Source organism: Staphylococcus pseudintermedius (genome assembly GCF_034042775.1).
Classification (GTDB): domain Bacteria; phylum Bacillota; class Bacilli; order Staphylococcales; family Staphylococcaceae; genus Staphylococcus; species Staphylococcus pseudintermedius.
Genome location: NZ_CP120150.1, coordinates 398971 through 425550, shown reverse-complemented (window position 1 = coordinate 425550; position 26580 = coordinate 398971). Strand labels below are relative to the sequence as shown.

Annotated in this window: 20 protein-coding genes; 6 read left to right on the top strand and 14 right to left on the bottom strand. The window is 39.5% G+C overall.

Annotated elements, in window-relative coordinates:
* Nucleotides 1-37: 37 nt before the first annotated feature.
* On the top strand, nucleotides 38-712 hold the full coding sequence (scdA, locus tag P3U61_RS01695) for an iron-sulfur cluster repair di-iron protein ScdA (RefSeq protein WP_014613008.1): 675 nt from the start codon (nucleotides 38-40) through the stop codon (nucleotides 710-712).
* Nucleotides 713-783: 71 nt separating this feature from the next.
* On the opposite strand, the gene P3U61_RS01690 is transcribed toward scdA, so the two are convergent.
* The 5 genes from P3U61_RS01690 to P3U61_RS01670 all read right to left on the bottom strand — a co-directional run bounded on the left by P3U61_RS01690 (nucleotide 784) and on the right by P3U61_RS01670 (nucleotide 6307).
* Nucleotides 784-1317: an LURP-one-related family protein gene (locus tag P3U61_RS01690; RefSeq protein WP_014613007.1), complete on the bottom strand. Its 534-nt coding sequence runs from the start codon at nucleotides 1315-1317 to the stop codon at nucleotides 784-786.
* Nucleotides 1318-1321: 4 nt separating this feature from the next.
* Complete coding sequence (locus P3U61_RS01685; RefSeq protein ID WP_110179295.1) at nucleotides 1322-2467, bottom strand: glycerate kinase family protein; 1146 nt, start codon at nucleotides 2465-2467, stop codon at nucleotides 1322-1324.
* Between the two features lie 170 nt (nucleotides 2468-2637).
* Entirely contained in the window at nucleotides 2638-3234 is a 597-nt protein-coding gene (srtA, locus tag P3U61_RS01680) for a class A sortase SrtA (protein ID WP_014613005.1), read from the bottom strand.
* Nucleotides 3235-3619: 385 nt separating this feature from the next.
* Nucleotides 3620-4885 (bottom strand): pyruvate MFS transporter, encoded by a 1266-nt coding sequence (locus P3U61_RS01675; RefSeq protein ID WP_014613004.1) that lies wholly within the window; start codon nucleotides 4883-4885, stop codon nucleotides 3620-3622.
* A gap of 240 nt (nucleotides 4886-5125) precedes the next feature.
* Nucleotides 5126-6307 carry an MFS transporter gene (locus tag P3U61_RS01670; RefSeq protein ID WP_014613003.1) on the bottom strand — a complete coding sequence of 394 codons (1182 nt, stop codon included), beginning with the start codon at nucleotides 6305-6307 and terminating at the stop codon, nucleotides 5126-5128.
* A gap of 515 nt (nucleotides 6308-6822) precedes the next feature.
* On the opposite strand from P3U61_RS01670, the gene P3U61_RS01665 reads away from it, so the two are divergent.
* From P3U61_RS01665 to P3U61_RS01650, 4 genes are all read left to right on the top strand, one after another.
* Nucleotides 6823-8778, top strand: a complete 1956-nt coding sequence (locus P3U61_RS01665) for a fructose-bisphosphatase class III (protein ID WP_037542294.1) — start codon at nucleotides 6823-6825, stop codon at nucleotides 8776-8778.
* 1432 nt (nucleotides 8779-10210) lie between these two features.
* Complete coding sequence (locus tag P3U61_RS01660) at nucleotides 10211-11605, top strand: alanine/glycine:cation symporter family protein (protein ID WP_100006645.1); 1395 nt, start codon at nucleotides 10211-10213, stop codon at nucleotides 11603-11605.
* A gap of 347 nt (nucleotides 11606-11952) precedes the next feature.
* On the top strand, nucleotides 11953-12384 hold the full coding sequence (locus tag P3U61_RS01655) for a pyridoxamine 5'-phosphate oxidase family protein (RefSeq protein WP_031253602.1): 432 nt from the start codon (nucleotides 11953-11955) through the stop codon (nucleotides 12382-12384).
* A 547-nt stretch (nucleotides 12385-12931) separates the two neighbouring features.
* Nucleotides 12932-13672: a MerR family transcriptional regulator gene (locus tag P3U61_RS01650; protein WP_100006646.1), complete on the top strand. Its 741-nt coding sequence runs from the start codon at nucleotides 12932-12934 to the stop codon at nucleotides 13670-13672.
* 969 nt (nucleotides 13673-14641) lie between these two features.
* Here the strand turns inward: P3U61_RS01650 and P3U61_RS01645 are convergent.
* The 4 genes from P3U61_RS01645 to P3U61_RS01630 all read right to left on the bottom strand — a co-directional run bounded on the left by P3U61_RS01645 (nucleotide 14642) and on the right by P3U61_RS01630 (nucleotide 21041).
* Nucleotides 14642-16420: an ABC transporter ATP-binding protein gene (locus tag P3U61_RS01645; protein ID WP_031253600.1), complete on the bottom strand. Its 1779-nt coding sequence runs from the start codon at nucleotides 16418-16420 to the stop codon at nucleotides 14642-14644.
* Nucleotides 16401-18194 (bottom strand): ABC transporter ATP-binding protein, encoded by a 1794-nt coding sequence (locus tag P3U61_RS01640; RefSeq protein ID WP_065354018.1) that lies wholly within the window; start codon nucleotides 18192-18194, stop codon nucleotides 16401-16403. Before P3U61_RS01640 ends, P3U61_RS01645 begins: the two co-directional genes overlap by 20 nt.
* Nucleotides 18195-18349: 155 nt before the next feature.
* Nucleotides 18350-19630: a (Fe-S)-binding protein gene (locus tag P3U61_RS01635; RefSeq protein ID WP_110179154.1), complete on the bottom strand. Its 1281-nt coding sequence runs from the start codon at nucleotides 19628-19630 to the stop codon at nucleotides 18350-18352.
* Nucleotides 19620-21041, bottom strand: a complete 1422-nt coding sequence (locus tag P3U61_RS01630) for an FAD-binding oxidoreductase (RefSeq protein ID WP_323695710.1) — start codon at nucleotides 21039-21041, stop codon at nucleotides 19620-19622. The genes P3U61_RS01635 and P3U61_RS01630 overlap by 11 nt, the downstream gene beginning before the upstream one ends.
* 220 nt (nucleotides 21042-21261) lie before the next feature.
* Here P3U61_RS01630 and P3U61_RS01625 point away from each other — a divergent pair, with 220 nt between their 5' ends.
* Nucleotides 21262-21690: a 6-pyruvoyl trahydropterin synthase family protein gene (locus P3U61_RS01625; RefSeq protein ID WP_014612994.1), complete on the top strand. Its 429-nt coding sequence runs from the start codon at nucleotides 21262-21264 to the stop codon at nucleotides 21688-21690.
* Between the two features lie 290 nt (nucleotides 21691-21980).
* Here P3U61_RS01625 and P3U61_RS01620 read toward each other — a convergent pair whose 3' ends face one another.
* The 5 genes from P3U61_RS01620 to P3U61_RS01600 form a co-directional block, all read right to left on the bottom strand.
* Complete coding sequence (locus P3U61_RS01620; protein WP_014612993.1) at nucleotides 21981-22709, bottom strand: S1 family peptidase; 729 nt, start codon at nucleotides 22707-22709, stop codon at nucleotides 21981-21983.
* 457 nt (nucleotides 22710-23166) lie between these two features.
* Complete coding sequence (locus tag P3U61_RS01615) at nucleotides 23167-23877, bottom strand: HAD family hydrolase (protein ID WP_014612992.1); 711 nt, start codon at nucleotides 23875-23877, stop codon at nucleotides 23167-23169.
* Nucleotides 23878-23996: 119 nt separating this feature from the next.
* Nucleotides 23997-24746: a tryptophan synthase subunit alpha gene (gene trpA / locus P3U61_RS01610; protein WP_096533388.1), complete on the bottom strand. Its 750-nt coding sequence runs from the start codon at nucleotides 24744-24746 to the stop codon at nucleotides 23997-23999.
* 2 nt (nucleotides 24747-24748) lie between these two features.
* Complete coding sequence (trpB, locus tag P3U61_RS01605; RefSeq protein WP_015729625.1) at nucleotides 24749-25954, bottom strand: tryptophan synthase subunit beta; 1206 nt, start codon at nucleotides 25952-25954, stop codon at nucleotides 24749-24751.
* 2 nt (nucleotides 25955-25956) lie between these two features.
* Nucleotides 25957-26580, bottom strand: coding sequence for a phosphoribosylanthranilate isomerase (locus P3U61_RS01600; RefSeq protein WP_014612989.1), 624 nt, complete (start codon nucleotides 26578-26580; stop codon nucleotides 25957-25959).

The following is a 26580-nucleotide window of genomic DNA, read 5'->3' as shown; positions in this document are numbered from 1 at the left end:
ATGATGAATGTATTACAAGACGAAAGGAAGTTTTAGTATGATTGCTACCCAAGATAAAGTTGCGGATATCGTTACACATTATCCTAAAACAGCAGACGTTTTCCGCAAACACGGCATCGATTTTTGCTGTGGGGGACAGATTTCTCTTGAAGAAGCTGTTTCAAACCATCCTAAATTGTCGCTCACACCACTCCTTCAAGAATTAGAAGATGCAAGTCAACAACAAGGTGAAGGGATGCAACCACAATATTTATCTGTCCCTTCTTTAATTCAATATATTCAAGCTCGCTATCATGACACATTAAGAGAAGAGTTCAAGCAATTGACACCGTATGTCACAAAACTCTCACGCGTGCATGGTCCAAACCATCCGAATTTAGTGACATTAAAATCAACTTTTGATGCATTTAAATCAGCAATGTTGACACATACAGATGAAGAAGACCAAAACGCTTTTCCTAAATTGGTGCGTTCTGCCAATGGTGAAACTGTTGAAGATATAGATGCCGTCGTTCAATCGCTAGTCGATGATCACGATGAGGCGGGGGCATTACTTCAACAGATGCGTGAACTGACGCATGATTTCCAACCGCCAGCTGAAGCATGCGGTACTTGGCGACTCGTTTACGACCGAATTGCACACTTAGAACGAGAAACACATGCGCATGTCCACTTAGAAAACCATGTGCTCTTTCCTAAAATAACAGGTTGATGACGCCCTCGATCACATGTGAAGACATCACCAACCTATTTGAATATATAGTCACTGAGGCCTCTATCGTTTCAGTGGCTTTTTCTTGCGATTGAAATGAATTCTTGTCCTACTTGAAAGAGTAAAATCAACAGCGCTGGATGGGTCATACCGTCATGAATTTCAATACGGTATTCAGGCTTCAACTTAAAAATTGACGCTGCAACAGACATCACATCACGCCCCGATTCATCGCGCACTTCAGCATTGTATGTAAAAAAGCGAAATTTAAACTTAAAACGGTCGCCCTCCGTTGTATCATAGTAAAAGCGTAACGGCAAAAGAGAACTCGCACGAAAACGCCCCATCAACTGCTCATTTTGATACACTTGCCAAGTTGGCAATAACCAACCGAAGACACCTTTATTCCGCGATAAATAAAAACGGTTTTCGCCATCTTCAATTTCATACTCTTGCCATAAATAATTGAATAGCAATGACAGCTTGAACCGTTGTTGACCACGGGCCAACTTCAATTGATATACGGGTTCGTCTTTGTCATTGAATACCGTCATGATTTTTTTCGTAACATCCCAAAAATATTCTTTGTAATGAAATTTTTGCATCCGTTTACCTCTTCTCTTTCATCAGTTGATAAAATTTTGCCATATGCCGCGCCCATTGTTTTAAGTGCACAGGCCCTTCATTGATTGCTTGTTCTAGAGACATGGGCCCTGTTGACATACTGTATACCGCATCAATACCATGCTTTTCAACTGCTTCATACCCTACGCCCAATTTGCCGGCAATCGCAATAACAGGCTTTCCATACTTTTTCGCTGCTTTAGCGACGCCCACTGGTGTTTTACCGTACACAGTTTGTCCATCAATCGCACCTTCCCCAGTAATGACAAGGTCTGCACGTTGCACATACTCGTCAAATTGCGTCACCGAGAGGACAATGTCAATGCCATGTTTTAAGTCTACGGGAAGACATGCCAACAAACCTGCACCTAATCCCCCTGCAGCACCCGCACCTGGAATATCGGCCACTTGTTGCTTTAAATCTTGTTCAATTACAGTATGAAAGTGTGACAAAGCGGCTTCTAATATGACTTGGTCCGCTTGACTTGCACCCTTTTGCGCACTATAAACTGCAGTTGTCCCATTCGGACCGAGCAACGGATTATCGACATCACAAGCGATTTCAAGTTGCACATTTTGAAACCTTTCATCTATATGCGACATGTCGATACGATTTAATTGCGCTAAAGCTTCACCACCTCGAGAAATCGGCTGGCCCTTTGCATCTAAAAGTTGGACCCCTATCGCTTGGAGTAACCCAGCACCTCCATCATTCGTCGCACTGCCGCCAATCCCTAAAATAATATGTGACACACCTTGATCGAGCGCATCCAACAACAATTGTCCCGTGCCATACGTAGAGGTCATACGTGGATTTCGTTCATTTGACAACACTAAATCTAATCCAGAAGCTGCCGCCATTTCAACGATTGCGGTCTGTCCTTCATTCGCAAGGCTGTACGTCGCTGAAATAGGACGACCTAATGGATCTTGAACCGGAATCGTTCGCCACACACCTCGTAGTGCATCGTGAAGTGATTGGGTCGTTCCTTCTCCCCCATCAGCCATAGGTATTTTATGAAACGTTATTGTATCACCCGCAACGTCACGCCAACCTTGTTCAATTGCTTCTGCAGCTTGCATCGCGGTCATAGATTCTTTAAATGAGTCAGGTGCAATGAGTATATGCATCAGTAGTCCTCCCTTAACCTTAGTACTTCTTATATTATAGGTCCGGCGATGAGAATTCAAAAGAATTATGAAACCGCTCTCAACAACACCATTAACATGCTAAATAAAAAAGGTAATGCCTCGCACATGCGATACGACATCACCTCTAAGTTTAATTATCCATTTGACGACTACACACGTTCTGCTACATAAATTTTGCGTGTCAGCCACTGACCTGTTTTCTCATCGTAATCATCACAAGTAATGAGTGTCAGTTGGTCTTTATCTTTCTTCATCTCTTCCAACACTTCAACTTGATACGGATCGACATCTTTAATCGACGTAATTTGATATTTGCGCGTTTCTTTACCCAGTTTAAAAATTACTTCTGCACCCTTTTTCGCTTTGTGTAACTCTGTAAATTGATAGTTCAAACTATAATTCGTATGTCCCGCAATAGCGATATTTTGGTCTTTGAGTGATTCATCCTTTTCCGCCAAACTGACACCGCGCTCCAATTGTTCAGGTGTCGCAGGACCAGGATACACAGCTTCTTTTATACCGACTGACGGCACTTCTAATACACCAACGACTTTCGACGGGTCTTTCGGAATTTCAGGCACTTTTGATGGTGCATTTTGTTGACTTTCTTCATATACTTCAATTTTTTGTTCATTTTCTTTATTGGTCAAATATGCATCAATTTTCGGCTTAAAGATTAAATATACGCCTGCTAAAATCAATGCAATACCAATAAGTGGAACCAACCCACGTGTTAATTTTTGCATCGACTGACCTCTTTCACGATGATTTTATGCCTCTTATTATATCCCCTCAAGCCCAAATTGAAAATAAAAAAGAAAATAGTGGTTACTGTTTATCGCAGTAACTGTCTGACTTCTCAATATCTGCACTTTTGAGAAGTCGAGTCAGCCTTGCGTGGGGCAGTACGACGAAACCTTGGTGACACATGAGATTTCTGTACTGCTCCCAAAATCCAATTCGACACCAGTCAAGTGTACATTTCAATCAAGCTGAATTGAGTTGAAGATTCAGTCCCTAGGAACGCAAAACCATGAAGGCAATCAAAAGTACAAAACATATGGAAAGGGTAAGTTAAAGAAAACATTGCGTCAATAGCATGAAAAATTTCAGTCCCACTTCCTCTATTTATTACGCTTCGTCTTTAATTAAAGGTTGGTCCGGCTTAACAAAGAACCATAATACAATCGCAACGACTACTAAAATAAGCATCGAGCGTAATGTTGGAATCCAACCGATCATTTCTGCAAGGTAACCCGCAAAGATCGGACTTAATACCGCACCGATATTGCCCCATAAGTTCATCCACCCTGAAACAGTTCCTGAATAGTTACGTCCTAAATCTGTCGCTGAAGCCCAGCTCATAACCATCGCTAAACCGATACTACTCAAACAAAGTGACATCCAAACAATATTTTTCACTAAGCTATCTGAAGTGACCGCGAAATTAAGTGAAATACCAAAAATCGCAAAACCTGCAATGGCAATAATACCACGTGCCGCAAAACGTGATTTACCACTGCTCAAGATCTTATCTGAAATCGTACCACCACTTAAAATGAAGACGAACATTACTAACCAAGGAATACCCGCGATTTTACTCATTGTATCTCGGTCAACGTGGAATTGTTCCATTAAGTACGTTGGATACCAGTATAAAAATAATGTAATAACAAATTGAACTACGAAATATTGTAATGCAATCGCATAAAAACTAAAGCGTGAGAAAAACGCGCCCCATGGTGGTGTTGTCTTTTTCGTTTTAACAACGTCACGGTTTTCCATAATGAAATGTTTTTCTGCTTCATTCACCATTTTATGATGTTCTGGTAAGTCTTTCGCAATAATTGCCCATAAAATCGCAATTAAGAAACCAACCGCACCAAAAATGTAGAACACAGCTTGCCAACCAAATGCATTAGAAATTGTCACTGTTACAATTGGTGCAAGTACAGGTCCAAAATAAGAACCCGCTAATAACGCACTTGCCGCACGCCCTTTTTCATGCTTGCTGAACCAATATGTATTGAATACAGCGTTCGACGGAAACATTGGCGATTCCCCTACACCGAATAGAAAACGGACGAAAAACATTAATCCATGATTTTTCACCATTCCTGTAAAGATTGTAAATGCACTCCACCATACTAACGCAATCGTAATCATCTTTTTAGGTCCGTATTTCTCAGCTAAAAATCCTGATGGTACTTGCATCAATGCATAACCTAAAGAGAAAAATGAACCTAAAAATCCAAATTGTGCTTTTGTAAGATGTAAGTCTTCCATCATTGGTACCGCAATATAAGAGATATTAGAGCGGTCCATATAGGCGATGACACCAATTAAGAAAAACACACCTGCAAATAGCCAACGGACATTCGTTTTCTTTTGACTCATAATTTTTGCCCCTCTTTCATTAGGTCACCTGATGACCTTTCATGTAGCTATCTGAATATACCACATCAAGAAAGCGGTTACAATAAAATTTTGAACATTTTTTGAACGTTTTTAGAAAATTCTTTAATAATTTACACTTTAATTAACAAAAATGGCTTAAACCTCCATCATTACAAGGGATTAAGCCATTTTTTAAAATACTAATTTATTATTTTTTTGGTTATTTACTATGCTTCGCAACTATTGCATCACTTTTGACTGACGACGGCCGTGAATAAAGGCATATAAAATGATACATAACAATAAAATGATACCTATCGCTACATACATCATACGATAACCGATAGCAGGTAAAATCATGCCGAGTAACGCTGGACCAAAACCAACGCCAACATCTAGTCCGATGAAAAATGTGGAAGTTGCAAGACCGACTTGATCTGCACGTGATACTTTGACAGCTACAACATTACCGACAGCCGTCATACTACCATAGCCAATACCGACTAATGCACCAGACAATAACAATGCCCATCCACTATGTGCTATCGCTAATATTAATATACCTACACCAAATATCACTAGTGCAGGATAAGCAACCCAATTTTCATGGAAGCGATCCAAAATACGACCGACGAATGGGCGTGTGAAAACTGAAGTGATTGCATAGAAGATAAAATAATAGCGCGCCACTGCAGTTAAATTAATTTCTACGGCATACAATTGTAAAAATGATAAAACAGAGGCGTAACCTAAACCACAAATGAGGACGACAAGCGCAATCGGAATCGCTGGTACTGAAATAAATTGCGAAATATGAAAGCCTTGGTGGTCAGATTGTTGATCAGCCATTTTGACATTGACTTTTAAAAACAGTGCAAAGATGAACGCTAAAATCGCAACAATGAGACAGACTGTGAATAAAACGAATGTTGGATAAATGCCTGCTAAATATAACCCTAAAAACGGACCAATCGCGGCACCTATCACTAAACTTAAACTAAACAAACTAATCGCTACACCTCGCCGTTCAACAGGTGCAATCAGTGGCACAATCGTTCCTGTCGCAGTTGTCGCAATCGCAAGCGCCATCCCATTTAAAAAACGAGTCACAAATAAAAAGATGAGACTCCCTTCAATGAAGTAAAAACATTGCGTGATAATAAATAACACTAATCCAATCATCAACAATCGTTTAGGGCCCACTTCATGAATATAGCGCCCACCTACGAAACGGCCAATCAATGCACCGACGATAAAAATACCCGTAATCAATCCTGCAACACCGGTAGATACGTCATAACGTTGAATGGCATATTGCGCGATAACAACAATAAGTAAGTACATCGCAAAATAAACAAAAAAACTGACTAAAAAGTTGAAGATATAATTTTTTATAAACGCTTGATGCTCTTGATTTTGCACTCAAATACTCCTTTCTCATTTCGGTGAGCTAAGCTAACTAATAACTTTGACATTATATCGCGCTATTATCATAAAATCAAGGGCATGACATACAAAATGCAAAGTGTATCAATAATATTCAAAAAGTTGAGCATCTTCATTGTAGACAATCTGTACATAATCAGGTTCGTTTAACTTCTATAAATAATGTGGTTTAATAGAGTTGAAACGGTTAGACACAGGTCAACTTCATATTTGATAAATAAGGGCAACTTGGCTTGTCATGATGATTGAAGACGGGTGAGAAAGATTCGTATTGTGCTGGCCGTACTACTTTCATTGAACGTGCTATTGAACACAAGAACACGTGCTTCCTTGATTAATGCACATCAAGTACGCGGAACACCATTTCCCACTGATGATCTTCCTCTATCACACAAGTTCATCCATTTTGAGCTACTTAAACAAAAGCAGTATCATTCATGGCCTGCGATAATCTAAAAAACGAACAATTTATGGGTAAAGGAGAAATTCATATGTCATCTCAAACAGAAAAAGAGTTAAAAAGGCAGTATTTAGATTTAATCGCTGAAAAATTCGATTCAGAAGAAAAAGTTGCGACTGAAATTATCCATTTAGAGTCGATTTTGGATTTACCTAAAGGTACAGAACACTTTGTGAGTGACTTACACGGTGAATATCACGCATTTCAACATGTGTTGCGTAATGGATCTGGTAATTTACAACAAAAGATTCATGACATTTTCAAATCACGATTAGACCCCCAAGAAATGAATGAATTGATTGCATTAGTCTACTATCCAGAAGAAAAAATTAAGCGTATTAAAAATGGTTTTAATACAAAAAGTGAACGTCACACATGGTATGAAAAAACGATTAATCGCTTACTAGAATTAGTAAAATATACCTCTTCCAAATATACACGTTCAAAATTACGTAAATCATTAGCGCCAGAATATACATTTATCATTGAAGAGTTACTCTATAAAAGTAACCAATTCAACAACAAAAAAGATTATTATGATGCAATTCTGAGACAAATTATCCAATTGAACCAAGCGGATAAACTTATTATCAGTCTTGCAAATACGACACAAAGATTAGTTGTAGATCATCTCCACGTCGTTGGTGATATTTACGACCGTGGTCCTCACCCAGACAAAATTATGGATACACTCATTGATTACCATTCTGTCGATATTCAATGGGGGAACCATGATGTTTTATGGATGGGTGCCTACTCTGGTTCAAAGGTGTGCCTCGCGAACTTACTCCGCATTTGTGCACGTTACGACAATCTCGACATTATTGAAGATGCTTACGGTATTAACTTGCGTCCATTATTAACGCTAGCCGAAAAGTATTACGATGATAATGAGGCATTTCGTCCGAAAAAACATCCTGAGAAAAATCCATCAGAGTCAGAAATTTTACAGATTACTAAAATTCATCAAGCCATTGCAATGATTCAATTTAAATTGGAAGGACCGATTATTAAACGTCGTCCTGAATTTGAAATGAATGAACGTTTACTGCTCGATCGTGTGGATTATCGCAACCGTACAATCGAACTGAACGGCAAAGTCCATCCGATTGAAAATACATGTTTTAGAACAGTAGACCGTCGCCAACCTACTGCATTGCTTGAAGAAGAGCAAGAAGTGATGGATAAGTTGCTCACATCTGTACAAGAATCTGAGAAATTGCGTCGTCATGTAGACTTCTTAATGAAAAAAGGGAACTTGTACTTACGTTACAATGGTAATTTACTCATTCACGGTTGTATTCCCATTGACGAGCAAGGTGAAATGGAAGGTATGACAATTGATGGCCGTTTCTTGACTGGACGTGAACTGATTGATGAATTTGAAAAGCACGTCCGTTACGCTTATGAACATAAAGAAGTAGAAGATGACCTTTCAACGGATTTAGTCTGGTATTTATGGACTGGTAAATATTCATCATTATTCGGTAAACGTGCGATGACGACATTCGAGCGTTACTTTATTAAAGACAAGAACACGCATAAAGAAGTGAAAAACCCATACTATCGTTTGCGTGAAAATGAAGACGTTGTGAAAAAGATGTTGGAAGAATTCGACATGAATCCCGAACAAGGTCGTATTATTAACGGACATACACCTGTGAAAGAGCGCGATGGTGAAAATCCTATTAAAGCAAACGGTAAAATGCTTGTTATTGACGGTGGTTTCTCTAAAGCGTATCAATCGACGACAGGTATCGCGGGCTACACGTTGCTGTATAACTCGTTTGGTATGCAGCTTGTGGCGCACCAACATTTTAATTCAAAAGAGAAGTTATTAGAGACAGGTGAAGATGAGTTGTCTATTCGTCGTGTTGTGGATAAAGAGTTGGAGCGTAAGTTGATTCGAGATACGAATGAGGGGGCCGAGTTGCAGAAGGAGATTGATATGTTGAAAGCGTTGATGTCGTATCGTTATATGAAATGACGTGGTATTTGAGAAAATCACATGTAGATAAATGAACGATTCTTTATATTGAAATAGCTGTTCTTATTGATTGGTACCTATACTCGTGTTCCTAGGCGATGACCCTACAACTAACCAACGCTTTGACTTAGCTGTTACATTTGTGGAGGTAGCGGTTGTGGATTTTGGGAGCAGTACAGAAATCTCATATGCAACAAAGGTTTCGTCGTACTGCCCCCGCAAGGCTGACTAGGAGCTGGGACATTAAGTTTCCTCAGCTCCTTTACTATATTTTGTTGTGTATACCAAGGGATGGGGCTTGAAAAAATTAAGCCTCAAGCCATACATAGATTGTATATTCATTAATGACTTTAAAACGGTCGGAAAATGAGCGTGAATGGGATAAAAATTGATGCTATTGTTTTCTTAATTTCATAAACTTGCCTTCAGTTCTGTGTATTTGATATAAGACTGCCCAGAAGGCTGAGACTCCTGAGGGATCAGCTGGTCCGGAAAATCCAATTCGGCTACCACCAAATGTACACTATAATCAAGCCGAATTGAGTTGTAGGGCCAGCCTCTAGGAACGCGAAGTCATGAAGGGAATCTAAAGCCACAAATCATAGGGAGGGCAAGTTTAACAAAAATATTGCATCAATAGCATCAAAAATTTTTATGTCCCATCCCCAGACAGATACTGCGATAAACAGTAACCACTATTTAATTAAAGAGGCGACTGTCAGCAGTATGCACTCATTCCCTCAGGAGTCTCGCCAGATTTACAATTCAATAAGGCAGCTTTTTTAATGAATCGTTCATTCTTTCATTTGAACAACAAAACAAATACACCTCTCCCCCTTCTATTACCATGCAATTTCACTGTTATGGGTTGAGCGTAGGAAGGAGGAATATGTCTTTCGAAGCTCTTGCAATTTTTGTTCAACATTTCAATATTTAAAAACACTTTTCACATACGCTTCTTAGTTTCCTTTAACGCACCATCCCCTTTCTCCTTGTTGTGTGGGTGAAAAAAGAAAGTGCTTATTCCATTATGACTGACTAGACTTTTCTAAAGCTGTAACACTTCAAATATAGAATGTCCCCTCATCTATAATGCTAGTTTTCATGCACATGCTTCATAAATTTTCGAGTAAAAAGAATTCAATATGTTGATTTCTCTAATGTTTGAAAATGGAAATTCAAATAAAAGTGGTAATGTTTGAAGGAAAGGTGTAAAATTTGAGAGTGCGTTTTTAATTTACTTGCATGCAATCAACAAGATGTAATGCGGTAACATGCGACGTGTTATGGGAAATGGCATTACCGATGTTGATATCTATTTAATTTAAAAGAGCAATAATTAGATTTTAGTATTATTTTACAATTCAAATCTATGTGTATTATAATGATGAAAGCGTTTACTTGAGAGATGCAAATATTGGAGGGGTACAGTGTGATTAATATCCTAGAAAAATTAAATGCGATATTATGGGGCGCACCGAGTCTCATTTTATTAACGGGAACGGGGTTGTTTTTAACCTTTGTGTTGAAGGGCATGCAGTTCACAAAACTGATTCATGCTTTCAAACTCGCCTTTGTTCCTAATAAAAAAGAAGCCGAAAGTGAAGGTGATATTAGTAACTTTAAAGCGTTGATGACGTCACTTGCCGGTATGATTGGTAACGGGAACATCGCCGGTGTCGCGACAGCTGTCACTTTAGGTGGTCCAGGTGCGATTTTTTGGATGTGGGTCGTTGGTTTGCTTGGTATGACAACGAAATATGCCGAGGCGTTGTTAGCGATGAAGTTCCGCGTTCAAAATGATAAAGGTGAATATTCAAGTGGTCCGATGTATTACATAGAAAAAGGGTTGGGTCATCGTTTCAAATTTTTAGCGATTGCCTTTGCGATATTCGGTGCCTTTGCTGCATTAGGTATCGGGAATAGTGTGCAATCCAATACGATTGCTGACGTTATGACGAATAGCTTTAACGTGAGTGGTTTCATCACTGGAATTGTATTAGTCATTCTCATCTCACTCATTATTTTTGGTGGCCTGAAACGAATTAGTAACGTTGCAGGATTCTTCGTTCCAATGATGGCGATTTTTTACATTGGTGCATCTGTGACAATTCTCATTATTAATTACGATCAAATTTTACCGGCATTCGGTTTAATTTTTAAATATGCGTTCACACCGGTATCTGCTGCTGGTGGTTTTACTGGCATTATGGTCATGCAAGCGATTCAAAATGGTGTATCTAAAGGGATCTTTTCAAACGAAGCTGGTTTAGGTACGGTCGCATTGATTTCTGGTAATGCTAAAGCCGGACATCCAGCGACACAAGCACTTGTAGCTATGACAGGTACATTTATCGTGACAATCATTGTCTGTACGATGACAGGTCTTGTTTTACTCGTAACAGGTTATTGGGATCCAACAGGTGGTTTATTGTCAGGCGTTTCACATGATACAAAATTAGAAGCTGGCGCACTGACAAGTATGGCGTTCGGCGCAAGTTTGGGCACTTTAGGCGAATATGTCGTGTCACTTTCGGTTATTTTCTTCGGATTTTCTACCATTATCGCTTGGTTCGTGTACGGTGCGAAATGTTTCGAATATTTATTCGGTGTCAAATATGTCATGCTTTATGGCGTCATTTATGTCATTGCTACGTTTGTAGGAACAATTGCTAACCTTAAAACAGTGTGGTTGTTTGCAGATACTGCTAATGCGATGATGATGATTCCAAACTTAATCGGTATTTTATTCTTATATAAAATCATTAAGCAAGAGACTGAATCTTATTTCAAACCGAATACACAAAACTATTCTAAAACATCATGATATGCCAATGATACGATCTGTGTCCTTCCAACAGATCGTATCATTTTTTTGCAATGCTTTATCAACAAATTTGATGAAAAGGCGATATATAGACAGATAAAACTGAAACAATTGATTAGCAGTTTTATCACTGGTTTCGTAATATTTATAATGATACTGATCACAGGTGGCACTATAGCATTTCCTGCATTATTATATGGATTTGTTGACTCTTAGGCAATATTTATGTCGTAAAACATCAAGAACGACAAAATCATCATTCATGTCAATAACCTCATGCCATATCATTCTCCAATGCCGCTCCGTTTATCATCATTGATTCAGGGTAAATTAACTTTGAGGTGATAATGATGAAACAACAAGCGATTGAAAAAATCAATCAAGTAATCGAACAGTCACGTATTGGTGTACTCTCTACTGCTGTCAATAATAAACCGAATAGCCGTTATATGATTTTTTATAACGATGACTTAGATTTATATACAAAAACGAGCCGTTCTACACGCAAGTTTGAAGAACTGACACAAAACCCAGATGCCCATGTATTATTAGGTTATGAAGAAGGTTCAGGTCAGCCTTATGTCGAAATTGAAGGTCGAGTCGATATCATTACCAACTCGAAAGAAATCGATTGGTTGTGGCAAGAACAAGATCACACATTTTTCGACTCTAAAAATGACCCTGATTTAGTGGTATTACGTATTATTCCATCACATATCACATTATTGAATAGTGATGAAACAGCAACCCCATTTGAAATTGATGTGAGCCAACTGTAACTAAAAAAGGCCGTATTTAAATGATTCAACGCTTACAAGAAGTCATGTTAAACGTGCAAGACCAAAAAAGCCAAACAATTTTGGACATCGCATTTTGATTTCTAAGTCGCATCTGATGATACAATTCAAGGTATGCGTGTCATTACGTTAAAACCAACAGACACAGCACAAACCGCCATCGTCCTCCAAGCCAAAAAAAGTTGAAGCGATGGGTTTTGGCGTCAATACAGGGACACCTTCCCTCATATTCGGGACAACCAATATCTATCGTTGTATGATGACTTAAAATCAAAAGGCATTCAAGTCGGCGAAAGAATGACTTTACCAACAGGCACCGTGTTTAACTTTGCTGATGATGAAAACAACTATTTCGCAGTCCGCCAAACTGAACAATCGTAAAAAACAAACACTATTCCTCAACAGCGTGTTTTCAATACTTAGCGCTATGGAGAATAGTGTTTTTTATATTTAATTACAAATTGCGCTTGACCTTCACGTTACGTCAAGCATTACACTGATATTATTCCAAAGAGAAAGGGGGTTCAATATGTATACCATTAAGGTTGTATCCGAATTGACAGGATTATCTACACGCACTTTACGCTATTACGACCAAATCGGACTTCTAAATCCGAGCAACTCGAGTGAAGCAGGTTATCGTCTATACAATGAGAAAGATATTGCGCAATTACAACAAATTATGATTTATAAAAATATGCAATTGCCACTTGGAGAAATTAAAGCTGTCTTAGAGGAAGATACGCTTATTGAGGACACACTTAACATGCATTTGCACTATTTAGAACAACAACAGCAGCAGATTGCCAAACAAATCAAACTCATCGAAAAACAACTTGGAGGGATCGAAATGACACAAGAAGAAAAATTCAGTCAGTTAAAAGCAGATGCACTCTCAGAAATTAACGCAAAATATGGTGAAGAACTTGCACAAAAATACACATCAACACAAGTTAAAGCGCAACATGAACATTTTAAAAATTTAACACAAGACGAATACCAATCAGCAGAATCAGCCGAAGCAACACTATTTTTATTGTTAAAAACGATTGAGGAACAAGCATTGCCTATCGCGCATCCAACTGCAGAACAAGCCTTTCTTGCACATCAAAATTGGCTCAAGCACATGGTTCCTAACTATTCGACAGACTATCATCAGCAACTCGCAGACCTTTATATTCAAGACTCTCGGTTCAGTGCCTATTACAAACAATATGCTGGCGAACAAGCGCCTTATATTCTAAACAAACTCATCAAGCATTATACGTAAACATAAAAAAATAGACGTCACCTTGGTACTTTCCAATTGACGTCTATCATTACTAACCTTTGCAATCCATTTAAAACGCATTTCTACCAAATCAATAACTTTTTCAACAATCACCTATCCTACAAACCAAAAATAAGACTTTGATATACATTAAGGTTTCATTTATAAAATATCCAGCCAGACTTAACGCGAAAGTGATTTGTACGTCATTAACACACATTTGAGACTTGAGGTTCAAACACAGATTGCAAAAAAACGTGCAAGACTCCTGATGGAATGAGTTAAAGGCAAATTAATGTCATTTAACTTTAAAAGTGGCTAACGTTTAACGCAGTAGCTGTCTGACTTCTCAATGCGCATGCTTTTGAGTAGCCTAGTCAGCCTTGCGGGGGCAGTACGACGAAATCTTTGTTGCACATGAGATTTCTGTGCTGCTCCCAAAATCCACAACCGCTACCTCTACAAATGTAACAGCTAAGTCAAAGCGTTGGTTAGTTGTAGCGAGGCCCCTAGGAACGCGAGCCCAAAGCGTGCAATCATTATGTAATCACCTATCTTACAAACCAAAAATGAGATTTTGAAGTTCACTAAGGTATTATTCATGAAATGTTCAGTAAGTCTTAACGTGAAAGTGATTTGTACATCATTAACATGCACACATTTGCTTTTTGAGGTTCAAACACAGATTGCAAGAACCTGTGCTCGCTTTCAACAGACAAATAAAAATGGATTGTTAAGCCGGGCGAGACTCCTGAGGCATCCAGCCGAAGCGGAAAATCCACCAACGCTTCAACTCTGTCCCCTTCCAATGAAAGCGTTGGTTAGTTGTAGCGAGGCTCCTAGGAACGCGAGTCCAAAGCGTGCAATCCATTTTAAATTAAAATCAATCAAAGGGGCATAGGTTCAGCAATCTGAAGCTTGAACACTTCCCCTCGTGAATGTCTCAATATGTTCCCTAAACGATACAAATCACTCACCTTTAAGCTGCAACTGATACATTTTATAATAAATGCCGCCTTTTGCAATCAAAGCATCATGCGTACCACGCTCGACAATCTCACCTTGATTCAACACTAAAATCTCATCTGCATCTTGAATGGTCGATAATCGATGGGCAATCGCAATAGTTGTCCGTCCAGCACGCATTCGATTCAATGACTGTTGAATCGCTTCTTCGGTCTCAGAATCAATATTCGCTGTTGCTTCATCCAAGATTAAAATTTTCGGGTTAATTGCCATCGTACGCGCAAATGCAATCAATTGACGTTGACCACTTGAAAATGCACTGCCCTTTTCAATCACTTTATGATTATAGCCACCATCCAACTGCTCAATAAACGAATGTGCATGTACAAATTCCGCTGCTGCTTTCACTTCTGTTTCAGTCATTGTCGGATGATACAACTTAATGTTAGAAGCAACTGTGCCATAAAACATAAACGGATCTTGTAACACGAGACCCATATTACGCTTTAAATGTTCATGTGGAAAGGTCTTAATCGACTGACCATCAATGAAAATGTTACCTCGATTAAACTCATAAAAACGCATAAACAAGTTGATGATCGAACTTTTCCCCGAGCCTGTATGACCGACCAATGCAACTGTTTGACCCGGCTCAACTGTAAACGAAATATGCTTTAACACATCATGCTCACCGTCATAACTAAAGGACACGTCATCAAACACGATACGTCCTTCTGTGATTTCACTGTGACCTTGTGGATTCTGTAATGGGGCGTGTGTTGGATTATCCATCATTTTAAATACACGACTGGCCGAGACAATTGCTTGTTGGAAAATATTTAAGTTTTGACTCACTTGGTTAACGGGTTCAAAAAAACGCTGCATGTATTGAATAAAGGCATATACGACCCCTGCTGTCACCGTAGTCGAAAAACTTAAAATACCGAAATACGCCAAAATGATCACGGTTGAAAATGTTGACAACATCGTAATGGCTGGACGTAATAGCATCCCATCTAAGCGAATCGTTTTCATGGAGTATTCATAATGAGATGTGTTAATCGTTTCAAATTCGTCACGTAAGCGCGCCTCTTGATTGAACACTTGAATGATTTTCATACCTTCAATGGATTCACCGAGTTTCGCATTTAAATCTGATAAGCGACGTCTCGTTTCATAAAAGTAAACCGATGCATACTTACGATAAACAGCGAGAACGATAAAGACTAATGGTGTAAACAATATCGCGAAAAATGCCATGCGGACGTCTAATACGAACATCATCGTAAAACTTGCCAAAATCATGAAAAAGGCAATTAAAAATGATGATAAGACACCTGTGAACATTTCAACAATCGCTTCTGTATCATTCGTCAATCGTGATACTATACTCCCACTTGGTGTCGCATCAAAAAACTTCATACCTAAACGACTGATCCGTTTAAATGCATCAATTCTTAGTTGTTGAATGACTTTGAATGCTAAATATTGTAAATAATAAATACTTAAATAGGTCGTCACAGCGCCGATCAGTTGGATGCCGACGAACACAATTAATAGCATCACGATATCATTACCTGGGAAATATCTCGGCGTTAAATATTGGTCGATGAAGATTTTAACCAAATATGGGACCGACATACTCGCAGCAGTCGATAATGTCAGCATCGTCATCGTTAAAAAGATCAGCTTTTTAAACGGAAATGTATATCGGAGGAGTCGATATAACGTTCGTGTTTGTTCTTTCGTCGTCAATTGGGGATTACTTTCTTGTTGTTTCATTCATGTCACCTCCATTGACTTCGCTTTCTAAATCTTGTGTTAAACGGCTTTGCATTGCTTGAGATTGGAATGTTTCAGCATACCAACCGTGCTGCTGCAGTAATTCATCATGTGTACCCCGTTCGATAATCGTCCCGTCACGCATAACGATAATCAGATCCGCATGCATGACCGCACTCATTCGATGGGCAGTAATGATGTTGGTTTTACCTTGTCGCTCTTTTTTCAAGTTACCTAAAATAGCAGTTTCAGTTTCGGCGTCCACGGCTGACAATGCATCATCTAAAATCAACACTTGTGGATGGGTCAATAATGCACGGGCAATAGAAATCCGCTGTTTCTGCCCACCTGATAATGAGACGCCACGTTCACCGACAACTGTGTCATAGGCTAGTGGTAACGTTAAAATATCTTGGTGAATATGACTCATCGCGCTGGCATGATGGACCGCTTCATCATCAATATCGGGTTGACTAAACGCAATGTTCCCTCGAATCGTTGAAGAAAATAAAAAGTGTTCTTGCGGGACGTAACCGAACTGTGCCCGCAACTTTCGAATGTCATAGTCACGTAGCGGATGATGGCCATATTGAATATCTTCAGGTCGCTCAGTATCAAATTCACGTAATAATAGTCGAATAAGTAAACTTTTACCTGCTCCTGTATGACCGACAATCCCCACTGTCATCCCTTGTTGAATCGTAAAGTTGATATCATGCAAACTAGCATGTGCTGTATCTTCAAACTGAAATTGCTTTAAATTAAAATTAATATCGCCAGTCGGTGCGTCACTATTTTTGTATGTCGTTACAATACCACTTGGCACACTTTCAATCTCTCGTATACGGTCATATGACGCCGCCCCTCTTTGAATAATGTTAAAGAAAAAGCCTAGTGCTAGAAGTGGCCATACAAGCATACCTAAGTAAGTAGTGAATGTAATCAACTGTCCAATCGTAATCGAACCGTCAATTACCATATAGGCGCCAAATACAACACTCAGTAGATAACTCGCGCCAATGACCAGCTCAATCGTCGGGTCAAACAGTGCATCGATTTTCGAAACAACTAAGTTTTTCGCTACAACACGATCACTCAATTGGCGAAAGTCATCTTCATCTGCTGTTTCATAGCCAAATGATTTGGTCACTTTCACACCCGCAATACTTTCTTGCGTTTTATCATTCAACTCACTAAACGCCCCTTGTGCTTCTTTAAAACCTTTATGCAACAAACGACCATAATAACTCGTTGAAATCACTAAAATCGGCAGTGGAATCATCGCGATGAGCGTTAACTTTGGACTAATTGTCACAAACATCATCAATAACGTCATTCCACCTGTAATCATTGCCTCTGAAATGGTCATCACACCAATGCCGGCTGTGTTTTGTACAGCACGAATATCATTGGTCGCATGCGCCATCAAATCTCCTGTTCGATATTTTTGATAAAACGATGGGCTCATTTGTGTATATTTCTCGTACAATTGTTCTCTTAAAATACGTCCTAATTTAGCACTGGCTCCGAAAAAGCGGGTGCGTAAAAAGTAACGTAATCCATAGACGAGTATACCTACTGAGAAAATAATCAAGAGGTATATCGTCAAGTTTTGCGGCGTTAATGTTTTTGCCGTAATATGGTCGATTACAAAACCTATAATTTGCGGTGGGATCAAACTCGATAATGCCGCTACGAACAACGCCATCAATGCTGTTATATAACGCCATTTCTCTCGTTTCAAAAACCACCCTAATTGTTTAAAAACTTTCATGCTGTCACCTGCTTTCGGTTGTTCCGAGTCAATACTTATCCTTCACTATCACAGTCTTTTAAAATACCATTCATTTCACTCATATGGCAATTTTGCTGTTTGTAAAAGTGGGATAGGATATCAAAACTTTTGATGCCCCATATCCACTTTTTTCGTTACGATGCACGTATGCCACATGCTTCTGCGACTACTTCAACGATATGTTTCACTGCAACGCGTTGGCCTAAACCTTCTCGTTCCACGCCTAACTTCATCTGTAAATGACAACCTGGATTAGACGTAATAATCAACTCTGGTCGTGCTAGTTTCACGTTGCTCATTTTGTGATCTAAAATTTGCATCGATGCATCATAATGCACAAGGTTATAAATCCCTGCTGAACCACAGCACATTTGTTGGGATGGCATCTCTACTAGCGTAAGCCCAGGTACACGTTTCAATACATTTTCAGGCGCTTCGAATACTTTTTGAACATTTTCTAGGTGGCATGACGGTTGATATACCGCACGATACGCCACTTCATGTGTCATTTCCAACTCAATTTGTGCCATTATTTCAGAAATATCGCGAACTTTTGCGACAAACTGTTCAGCACGCTGACGCCAAATTGTCCCTTTCTCAAACAACAAGTGGTATTCTTTTAATGCTGCGCCACAACCCCCAATCGTATTCACAATATAATCAAAATCATACTGCTCATACGCAACAATATTCTCTTTTGCGAGTACAATTGTATGCGCCGTCTCCCCTGCATGATGTTGAAGCGCACCACAGCACGTTTGTTGCGGCACATTCGTCACATGGACATCGTGTTGGCGCATAATCTGCATCGCAAGTGTATTCACTTCACTGAAAAATGCATCCATCATACAGCCTTGAAAAAAGCCTACTTTCATTTGATGTGGACGTGCTTCATGACCGCTTTCCTCAATAGGATGACTTGGACGCACAGGTGGTAACATTTTTTGGAGTTGTGCATATTTCGGAAGTGGCTTCAAAATTTTTGTGGCTGTGACCGCTTTTTCGATACCTGTCTGTTGATAAAAATAGAGCCCTTTGTTCACTAGACGTAATGCTTTCTTACTTTTTAATACACCTTCAAACGCCACTGTTCGAATCACTTTCTCGACAGGTGATTGCGGGCGTTCTTCGCGGAGCACTTCAACAGCTGAACTTAAAATATCTCCGTAGCGCACATGTGTCGGACAAATCGTTTCGCACGCACGGCAACCTAAACATAAATCAATGCCAGATGCCATATCATCCAATGTAATTTTATCTTCTGCTGCCATTTTCACCAAATTAATACGCCCTCGTGGCGAATGTTTTTCACTCTTGAATGACACATACGTTGGGCAAACCGGCAAACAATACCCACATTGTACACAGTCAAATGTCGCTTCATAGTCTAAACGTTCCTTTAAGTTAGTCGTCATGGCTTAACACCAACCTTGTTTCACCTGTTGCCGGGAAAATCTTTCCAGGGTTTAGGCGATGATCTGGATCTAACGCATCTTTAATCGCTTTTTGAAATACCAAACTTGCTGGGTCAAATTCACGCGTCATAAATGGCTTTTTCATCGTACCAATGCCATGCTCCCCCGAAAGCGTTCCTCCCAGTTCAATTGCATAATTAAAAATCTCCTCAACCGCACGTTCCACATTTTTTACCGCTTCAGGATCACGCATATTCGCACTAATCGTCGGATGCAAATTTCCATCTCCCGCATGGCCAAATACAACCAAATTCAAATCATACTTTTGTTTAATTTCATCAACTTTCTCAAACATGTGCGGAATTTTACTCAGTGGTACCGTCGCATCTTCCGAAATTTTCGTAAAACCACGTTCCACAACGGCTGGTGACACCGCTTTACGCACTTGCCATAACTCGGCTTCTTCTGCTTTGGACCCAGCAATTTTAACTTGCGTCACACCCATTTTGGCGAGCGCGGCTTTAATGGTTTCAAGTTCTTTCGGTAATATCGCTTCATCACCGTCTACTTCAACTAACAGTAATGCCGCAGCATCTCTAGGCAAATCAATGCTCGCATAATCCACAACTTTGTTTATCGCATGGTGATCGAGTATTTCCATTTTTGACGGTCGTACCCCTGAAGTTAATATTTGTGAAATCGAACGTCCTGCTGAACCGAGATCTTCAAAAACAATCAATGCGGTTTGCGTGGCTGGCGGTTTCGGAATTAGACGTAACGTCGCTTCGGTAATAATACCCAGTGTGCCTTCCGCGCCGATGAGTAATTTTGTTAAGTCGTAACCTGTCACATTTTTAATCGTATTGCCGCCCGTCCGTATGATGTCCCCTTGTGCTGTCACGACCTCTAAACCAATCACATAATCTTTCGTAACGCCATATTTCACGCCATGCGGCCCACCGGCATTTTCGGCTAAATTGCCTCCAATCGTACATACAGAAGAAGAGGACGGATCAGGTGGATACATGAGCTGATGTTGTTCTGCTAGCGCATGTATATCCGCCGTTTTCACGCCTGGTCTCGTCTTAATGATTAAATCATCTGGGTAAATCGTCACCTCATCATTCCATTGTGAAAAATCAAGAACAATGCCCCCATTTACTGGCAACGAACCGCCCGACAAGTTCGTCCCAGCGCCCCTCGGATAAATCGGTAAATCATACACATTCGCAAGTTTTACAATTTGTTGCACTTCGCTCGTTGCTAACGGTTGCGTCACAAAATCAGGCAAATATTGACCAAATGAACCATCATAACCGTAAGACACCCGCTGTGCAACATCGACAAACACACGCTCTCCCACAATGTCGCGCAATCGTCGTTCAATTTCAAGTTGACGTTGTTGTCGCATTGAAATCCCCCCTATTTCATTTGCTTGATGTCGGAATATTTTGATAAAGTTGTCATTTCTTATTCTATCACACTTCCAAAAATGTAACATGGGGATATATTTCTAAATAAAAATAAACAGTTTGATACAAAGTAGGGAGACAATCGCTTAAAAGCACATATGCGACATCACTAAAAACGTATGTTAAGCTAGTAAAAAAGGGCAGAAAAGAGGAGAATTCATGTCAAAGTTTGATCATGTGCAACCACCGAAACATTTTGCGCGCCACCATAAAACATTAATCGTCACGACGCGCTATCAATTTACGAGTGATAACCGTATTTACTTTTCAAATACTGAACATGTCGATTTAGAAAACCATACGTATACATTAGAGGTCGAGCTATGGTCTAAAACAGATGAACATGGCATGGCAGTCGACTTTAAAGATATTGATAAAGTGTACCGCGAACATTTGGAACCCTTATTAGATGGACAGTTGATTAATGATACATTGCCAGATATGAATACGACGGTCGAAAATATTGCACATTGGATATGGTTACGCTTTAATGAGTATTTGCCAGAAGGCGTGTCACTCAACACCATTTCGCTATATGAAACACCTGAGCAAGGCATTAAATTAACACGTAACATTATGGCGCAGTAAAGTGAGTGCCGGATTTGACACTTGTGTTAAACAAATCTAAGAAGATGAATAAGACTGGCATTGAGTTGGAATGGAAACTCAAATGTCAGTCTTATTGTTATTACATACGATGAATTTGGGATTAGCAAACGCTCATTGAACTTAAATGTAATTTGAACATTGCTTACTATAAGACAAAAGATGACTAAACTGAGGTAAAGCGTTTCAGTTCAAGTCACCTTTGCCTATGTGCTAAGAGAGATGTTTATAAAGCAGGAGGTCTTTCTCTTTTTTGAATTACTTTTATCTGTTTACTCTTTGTTATTATCAATCCATGTTTTTAATCTTTGATCGATAGGCTGTATTTTAGCGCTCTTATAGGTTGTTCTATTTTCATTGCCATATAGGATACCTAAAAACTGGCCATTTTCTAAAAACACACCCGACCCTGATTGACCAGGAGAGGATGGCATTGAAGTACTTAATTCCTTAGTGATTGGGTTAACATTAGTGATAATGCCTTCACTTCTATACTGCTTCGTCTCACCTTTATCACCAGGATATCCATAACTATATATTTTCTTTCCAATTAATTTCTTAAGTCCCTCTAAATCATAAGCAACAATACCTGTTTTAAAGCCTTTAATATAATACTTATAAGCACTACTTTTATCTGTTTCGGTCCCTTTTAAAATCGCAATATCAACACCCGGGTCTGGCTTATATAAACTTATATTCATCATTCCAAAAGGTGTAGACGCACCGGACTGACCTGGATACACTGCACCAATATAACCTGTTTTTTCTTGATTACCAGCGCAATGTTTTGCAGTTAACCACATGTTGGGTGTAATCAAAACAGCGGAACAATAAAGCGTATAACTCGGGTCGTATCTAGCGTTTAATTTACCATTAGGGTCTTTCTGCGTATCTACTATCGTTTGTGTTCCAGGGCTTGGCTGTTGAGCGTTCGCACTACTTAAGGTTAGTATAGGCAATAAAAAACATAAGCAGAGTATGATTGAAATTTTTCTTTTCATTTTTATTCCACCTTTACACTTTTAATATCTTGTATGCACTTTCAACATTATACCCAGCATGTCACTTATAATTACTTTATACTATAATTATATTAAAAAATATTAATTTTATTGTTACAGTGATGTTTCAGAACTATTAATTTTATGTATAATTTATTGATTTTCTTAATGTCACAAAAAAGATACCACCCCACTGAACCGCAGTAATATACTTTGTCATTTTATGCGTTTTATATATATTTTTTTTTAATTTCTTGTACTCTTTATCCTATTTCTAGATTCGTTCCATTTGCTTTCGTTCGTGTGCTTACAACTACTTTTACCTTGTTAGTACACCACACTTGGCAATGAATATTGACTCGCTAGATTTCATATTAGCCTACTTAAGATTGACTTATTAATTACAAATTTAAAAATGCATGTGAAAGAAACGTTAATCCTTCCACATGCTTTCATATTATGCACTTTCTATGATATTTTGAATCGCTTCAAACAATGCTTTTTCCGTCATCACTGTTTTTGTCGGCTGTTTAGTCATATCAGTTTGCGGGCGATTGCGGCGATTGTACCAGATAGCCTTCCAACCGACTTGCATTGCACCTAAAATGTCGTTGTCAAAATGATCACCGATAAAGTATGCGTCACTCGCACCGACATCCATCTGTTTGCCCACTGTTTCAAATATGGCTGGATCTGGTTTCGATAAGCCCAGTTCCGCTGAGACAAACATATTGGATTTTGGAATATATTGATCGAGTCCTAAAGCTTTTATTTTGGCACGCTGACGGTCTGACTCCCCATTTGTCAATAAACCTAATTTGACGTTTTTTTGAACTAAATACTGTAACATTTCAACAATCGTAGTTGACAATTTGATATGTTGTTGCGCATATTCGTAATCACGTTGAAAGGCATGTGCTTTCTCTTCAGGCAACTCGATATCAAAGTCCGCCACTGCACGTGTGATGCGTACAACATGCATGTCCGGCACCGACAATGCGCCTGTTTGTGTCGCTTCGAATAATTCTTCACTATATAAACGAAAATGACGATAAAGCCTTTCTACACCGATATCCGTATCACCAAAATGACGGTAATAAGCATATTCAAAACCTGAAAGTTGATCATATAACGTATCGTCTAAATCAAAAATCATCACTTTATTCATTGTTCAGCACCTCTTTATTTTAAAACTTACCCCTACAAGTATCATTTTTATACTGACACTTATTATATAACGGGGGTGCCTGAATGAATAGCGTTTGAACTTCACACTGATATGACAAATTACTGTGCAGTTGAACGATGCTTACCAAGTGCTTCACGAACCCTCGCTAAATATTGTTTCGTTACTTCAATGCCTTCTTCATTAAAACGGCGAACGATTTCACTTCCGATAATGACACCATCAGCCACTTCGATGATTTCTTGAACATGTTCAGGTGTACGAATACCAAATCCGGCCATCACCGGCACATCACTATGTTGTTTAATATCTAAAATATTTTGCTTCAATTCAGGGTGGAAATTGCCGTTTTGACCTGTAATTTGATTCATTGTGATCGTATAAATAAATCCTTCAGCGGATTGAGCGATGCGTTGACGTCGTTCAGGTGCAGCAGTCATCGCGATTAGTGAGATGAATTTCAACTGTTGCTCTGGATAACGGGCTTTCAATTGTTCGATATATTCAAACGGCATATCCGGAATGATGAGCCCTTCTACACCGGCCGCTTCTGCTTCAGCCATAAATGCCGCTTCTCCATAAGTTTCAATCGTATGATAATACGTCATCAGTAAATAACGTGTGTTGAGCTGACCGTTCACTGTTTTCAGCTGATCAAAAATTTTCTGGGCCGTCATCCCTGCTCGAATCGCCGCCTGTCCTGCTTCCATAATGATGGGACCATCCGCGACAGGATCAGAAAATGGGATACCAATTTCAACATAATCCGCGCCAACTTCATCTAATGCTTTCAATTGTGCTATAAACTCTGGACCACCCATAATGTACGCTACAAATTGTTTCGCATGCATCGTTACGCCTCCTTTTCTTCCATATAATGTTTAATTGTTTCCATATCTTTATCACCACGACCTGACACTGTTACGACGAGAATGTCATCTTTATCCAATTGTGGTGCGAGCTTTTCAACATAACTTAAAGCATGAGCACTTTCAATTGCTGGAATAATCCCTTCTGCTTTTGTGAAACGTACGAGTGCTTCCATCGCTTCTTTATCGTCAGCAGTGACATAATCGACGCGCCCTATGTCATGGTAATAACTATGCTCAGGGCCCACACCCGGATAATCGAGGCCTGCTGAAATAGAATGTGCCAATTTAATTTGATGGTTGTCATCTTGAATTAAATACATTTTCGTTCCATGGAGTACACCTTTTTTTCCTTTATTAATTGCTAAAGCATGTCGTTCTGAATCGATACCTTCCCCTGCTGCTTCCACGCCATACAACTTCACTGATGCATCTTCAATAAATGGATAGAACGTACCGATTGCATTGGAACCACCACCGACACACGCGACGACGGCATTCGGTAAACGCCCTTCTTTTTCTTGAAGTTGTGCTTTGATTTCATCACCAATGACACGTTGAAAATCGCGCACCATCGTCGGAAATGGGTCCGGTCCGAGCGCTGAACCAAGTAAGTAATGTGTATCATCGACATGTGCGACCCAATATTGAAGTGCTTTATTCACCGCATCTGATAACGTCCCTTGTCCGTCAGTCACAGGTACGACTTCCGCCCCGAGTAACTCCATCCGAAAGACATTGAGTTGTTGACGACGGATATCTTCTTCCCCCATAAATACAACGAGTTCCATATCGAATAACGCTGCAATTGTTGCACTTGCGACACCATGTTGACCTGCGCCAGTTTCAGCGACAAGCTTCTTCTTACCCATGCGTTTCGCGAGTAAAGCTTGACCAATCGCGTTATTAATTTTATGTGCCCCCGTATGATTCAAATCTTCACGTTTCAAATAAATTTTCGCGCCACCTAATGCTTTCGTGTAAGAATCGGCATACGTAAGCGGCGTTTCGCGTCCAACGTAATGTTTTAAATAATGATGATAGTCACGTTGAAATTCAGGATCTTGTTTCGCCGCATCATAAGCCTTTTTCAATTCTTCGATAGCTGGCATGAGCGTTTCGGGTACGTATTTGCCCCCGTACTCTCCGAAAAATCCATGTTCATCTGCTTCTAATTGAATGTTTTTCATTGTCATTCTCCTTTCAAAACTTTTACAATATATGCCATTTTGTCATGATCTTTTTGGCCTTTTGCCTTTTCAATGCCACTTGCAATGTCAATACCCGCGATATTCGGGTGACGTTGGATTAACTGCCGTACATTCTCACTGTTGACGCCACCTGCCACCAAACAATTCGACGTCGACAACGTATCCAACACACGCCAATCAAATACTTGTCCTGTGCCTCCAAAAGCGCTAGACGGTGTATCAATTAACAGTCGATCAACAACATTTCCATAACGTTCGATGTTGTCCGACAATTTTTCATCGGCAGGAATCGCTTTAAACAATTTTATGTCAGGATAGCGCGCCTTCACTGTAGCAATCATGTCTATTGATTCGGTACCATGGAACTGTATCGTATTAATAGCAGTTTGTTCGATGATGGCTTCTAGTTGTGCCATCGTTGTGTTCACAGTCACTGCCACGCGATCCATCGTTTTAGGAACGTGCGCAGTTAGTTTTTGCAGTTGCGCTAAATCAACGTAGCGTGCACTTTTGGGATACGTGATAAATCCGACTGCTTGTATATCGTGCTGGACTGCTTCTCGGATGTCTTCTTCTTGTGTAAATCCGCAAAATTTCAAATACAT

What these genes read in the sequence shown, in the direction of transcription:
- scdA (WP_014613008.1), top strand. Translation starts at nt 38, where the DNA reads ATGATTGCTACCCAAGATAAAGTTGCGGATATCGTTACACATTATCCT.
- P3U61_RS01690 (WP_014613007.1), bottom strand. Translation starts at nt 1,317, where the DNA reads ATGCAAAAATTTCATTACAAAGAATATTTTTGGGATGTTACGAAAAAA.
- P3U61_RS01685 (WP_110179295.1), bottom strand. Translation starts at nt 2,467, where the DNA reads ATGCATATACTCATTGCACCTGACTCATTTAAAGAATCTATGACCGCG.
- srtA (WP_014613005.1), bottom strand. Translation starts at nt 3,234, where the DNA reads ATGCAAAAATTAACACGTGGGTTGGTTCCACTTATTGGTATTGCATTG.
- P3U61_RS01675 (WP_014613004.1), bottom strand. Translation starts at nt 4,885, where the DNA reads ATGAGTCAAAAGAAAACGAATGTCCGTTGGCTATTTGCAGGTGTGTTT.
- P3U61_RS01665 (WP_037542294.1), top strand. Translation starts at nt 6,823, where the DNA reads ATGTCATCTCAAACAGAAAAAGAGTTAAAAAGGCAGTATTTAGATTTA.
- P3U61_RS01655 (WP_031253602.1), top strand. Translation starts at nt 11,953, where the DNA reads ATGATGAAACAACAAGCGATTGAAAAAATCAATCAAGTAATCGAACAG.
- P3U61_RS01650 (WP_100006646.1), top strand. Translation starts at nt 12,932, where the DNA reads ATGTATACCATTAAGGTTGTATCCGAATTGACAGGATTATCTACACGC.
- P3U61_RS01645 (WP_031253600.1), bottom strand. Translation starts at nt 16,420, where the DNA reads ATGAAACAACAAGAAAGTAATCCCCAATTGACGACGAAAGAACAAACA.
- P3U61_RS01640 (WP_065354018.1), bottom strand. Translation starts at nt 18,194, where the DNA reads ATGAAAGTTTTTAAACAATTAGGGTGGTTTTTGAAACGAGAGAAATGG.
- P3U61_RS01635 (WP_110179154.1), bottom strand. Translation starts at nt 19,630, where the DNA reads ATGACGACTAACTTAAAGGAACGTTTAGACTATGAAGCGACATTTGAC.
- P3U61_RS01630 (WP_323695710.1), bottom strand. Translation starts at nt 21,041, where the DNA reads ATGCGACAACAACGTCAACTTGAAATTGAACGACGATTGCGCGACATT.
- P3U61_RS01625 (WP_014612994.1), top strand. Translation starts at nt 21,262, where the DNA reads ATGTCAAAGTTTGATCATGTGCAACCACCGAAACATTTTGCGCGCCAC.
- P3U61_RS01620 (WP_014612993.1), bottom strand. Translation starts at nt 22,709, where the DNA reads ATGAAAAGAAAAATTTCAATCATACTCTGCTTATGTTTTTTATTGCCT.
- P3U61_RS01615 (WP_014612992.1), bottom strand. Translation starts at nt 23,877, where the DNA reads ATGAATAAAGTGATGATTTTTGATTTAGACGATACGTTATATGATCAA.
- trpA (WP_096533388.1), bottom strand. Translation starts at nt 24,746, where the DNA reads ATGCATGCGAAACAATTTGTAGCGTACATTATGGGTGGTCCAGAGTTT.
- trpB (WP_015729625.1), bottom strand. Translation starts at nt 25,954, where the DNA reads ATGAAAAACATTCAATTAGAAGCAGATGAACATGGATTTTTCGGAGAG.
- P3U61_RS01600 (WP_014612989.1), bottom strand. Translation starts at nt 26,580, where the DNA reads ATGTATTTGAAATTTTGCGGATTTACACAAGAAGAAGACATCCGAGAA.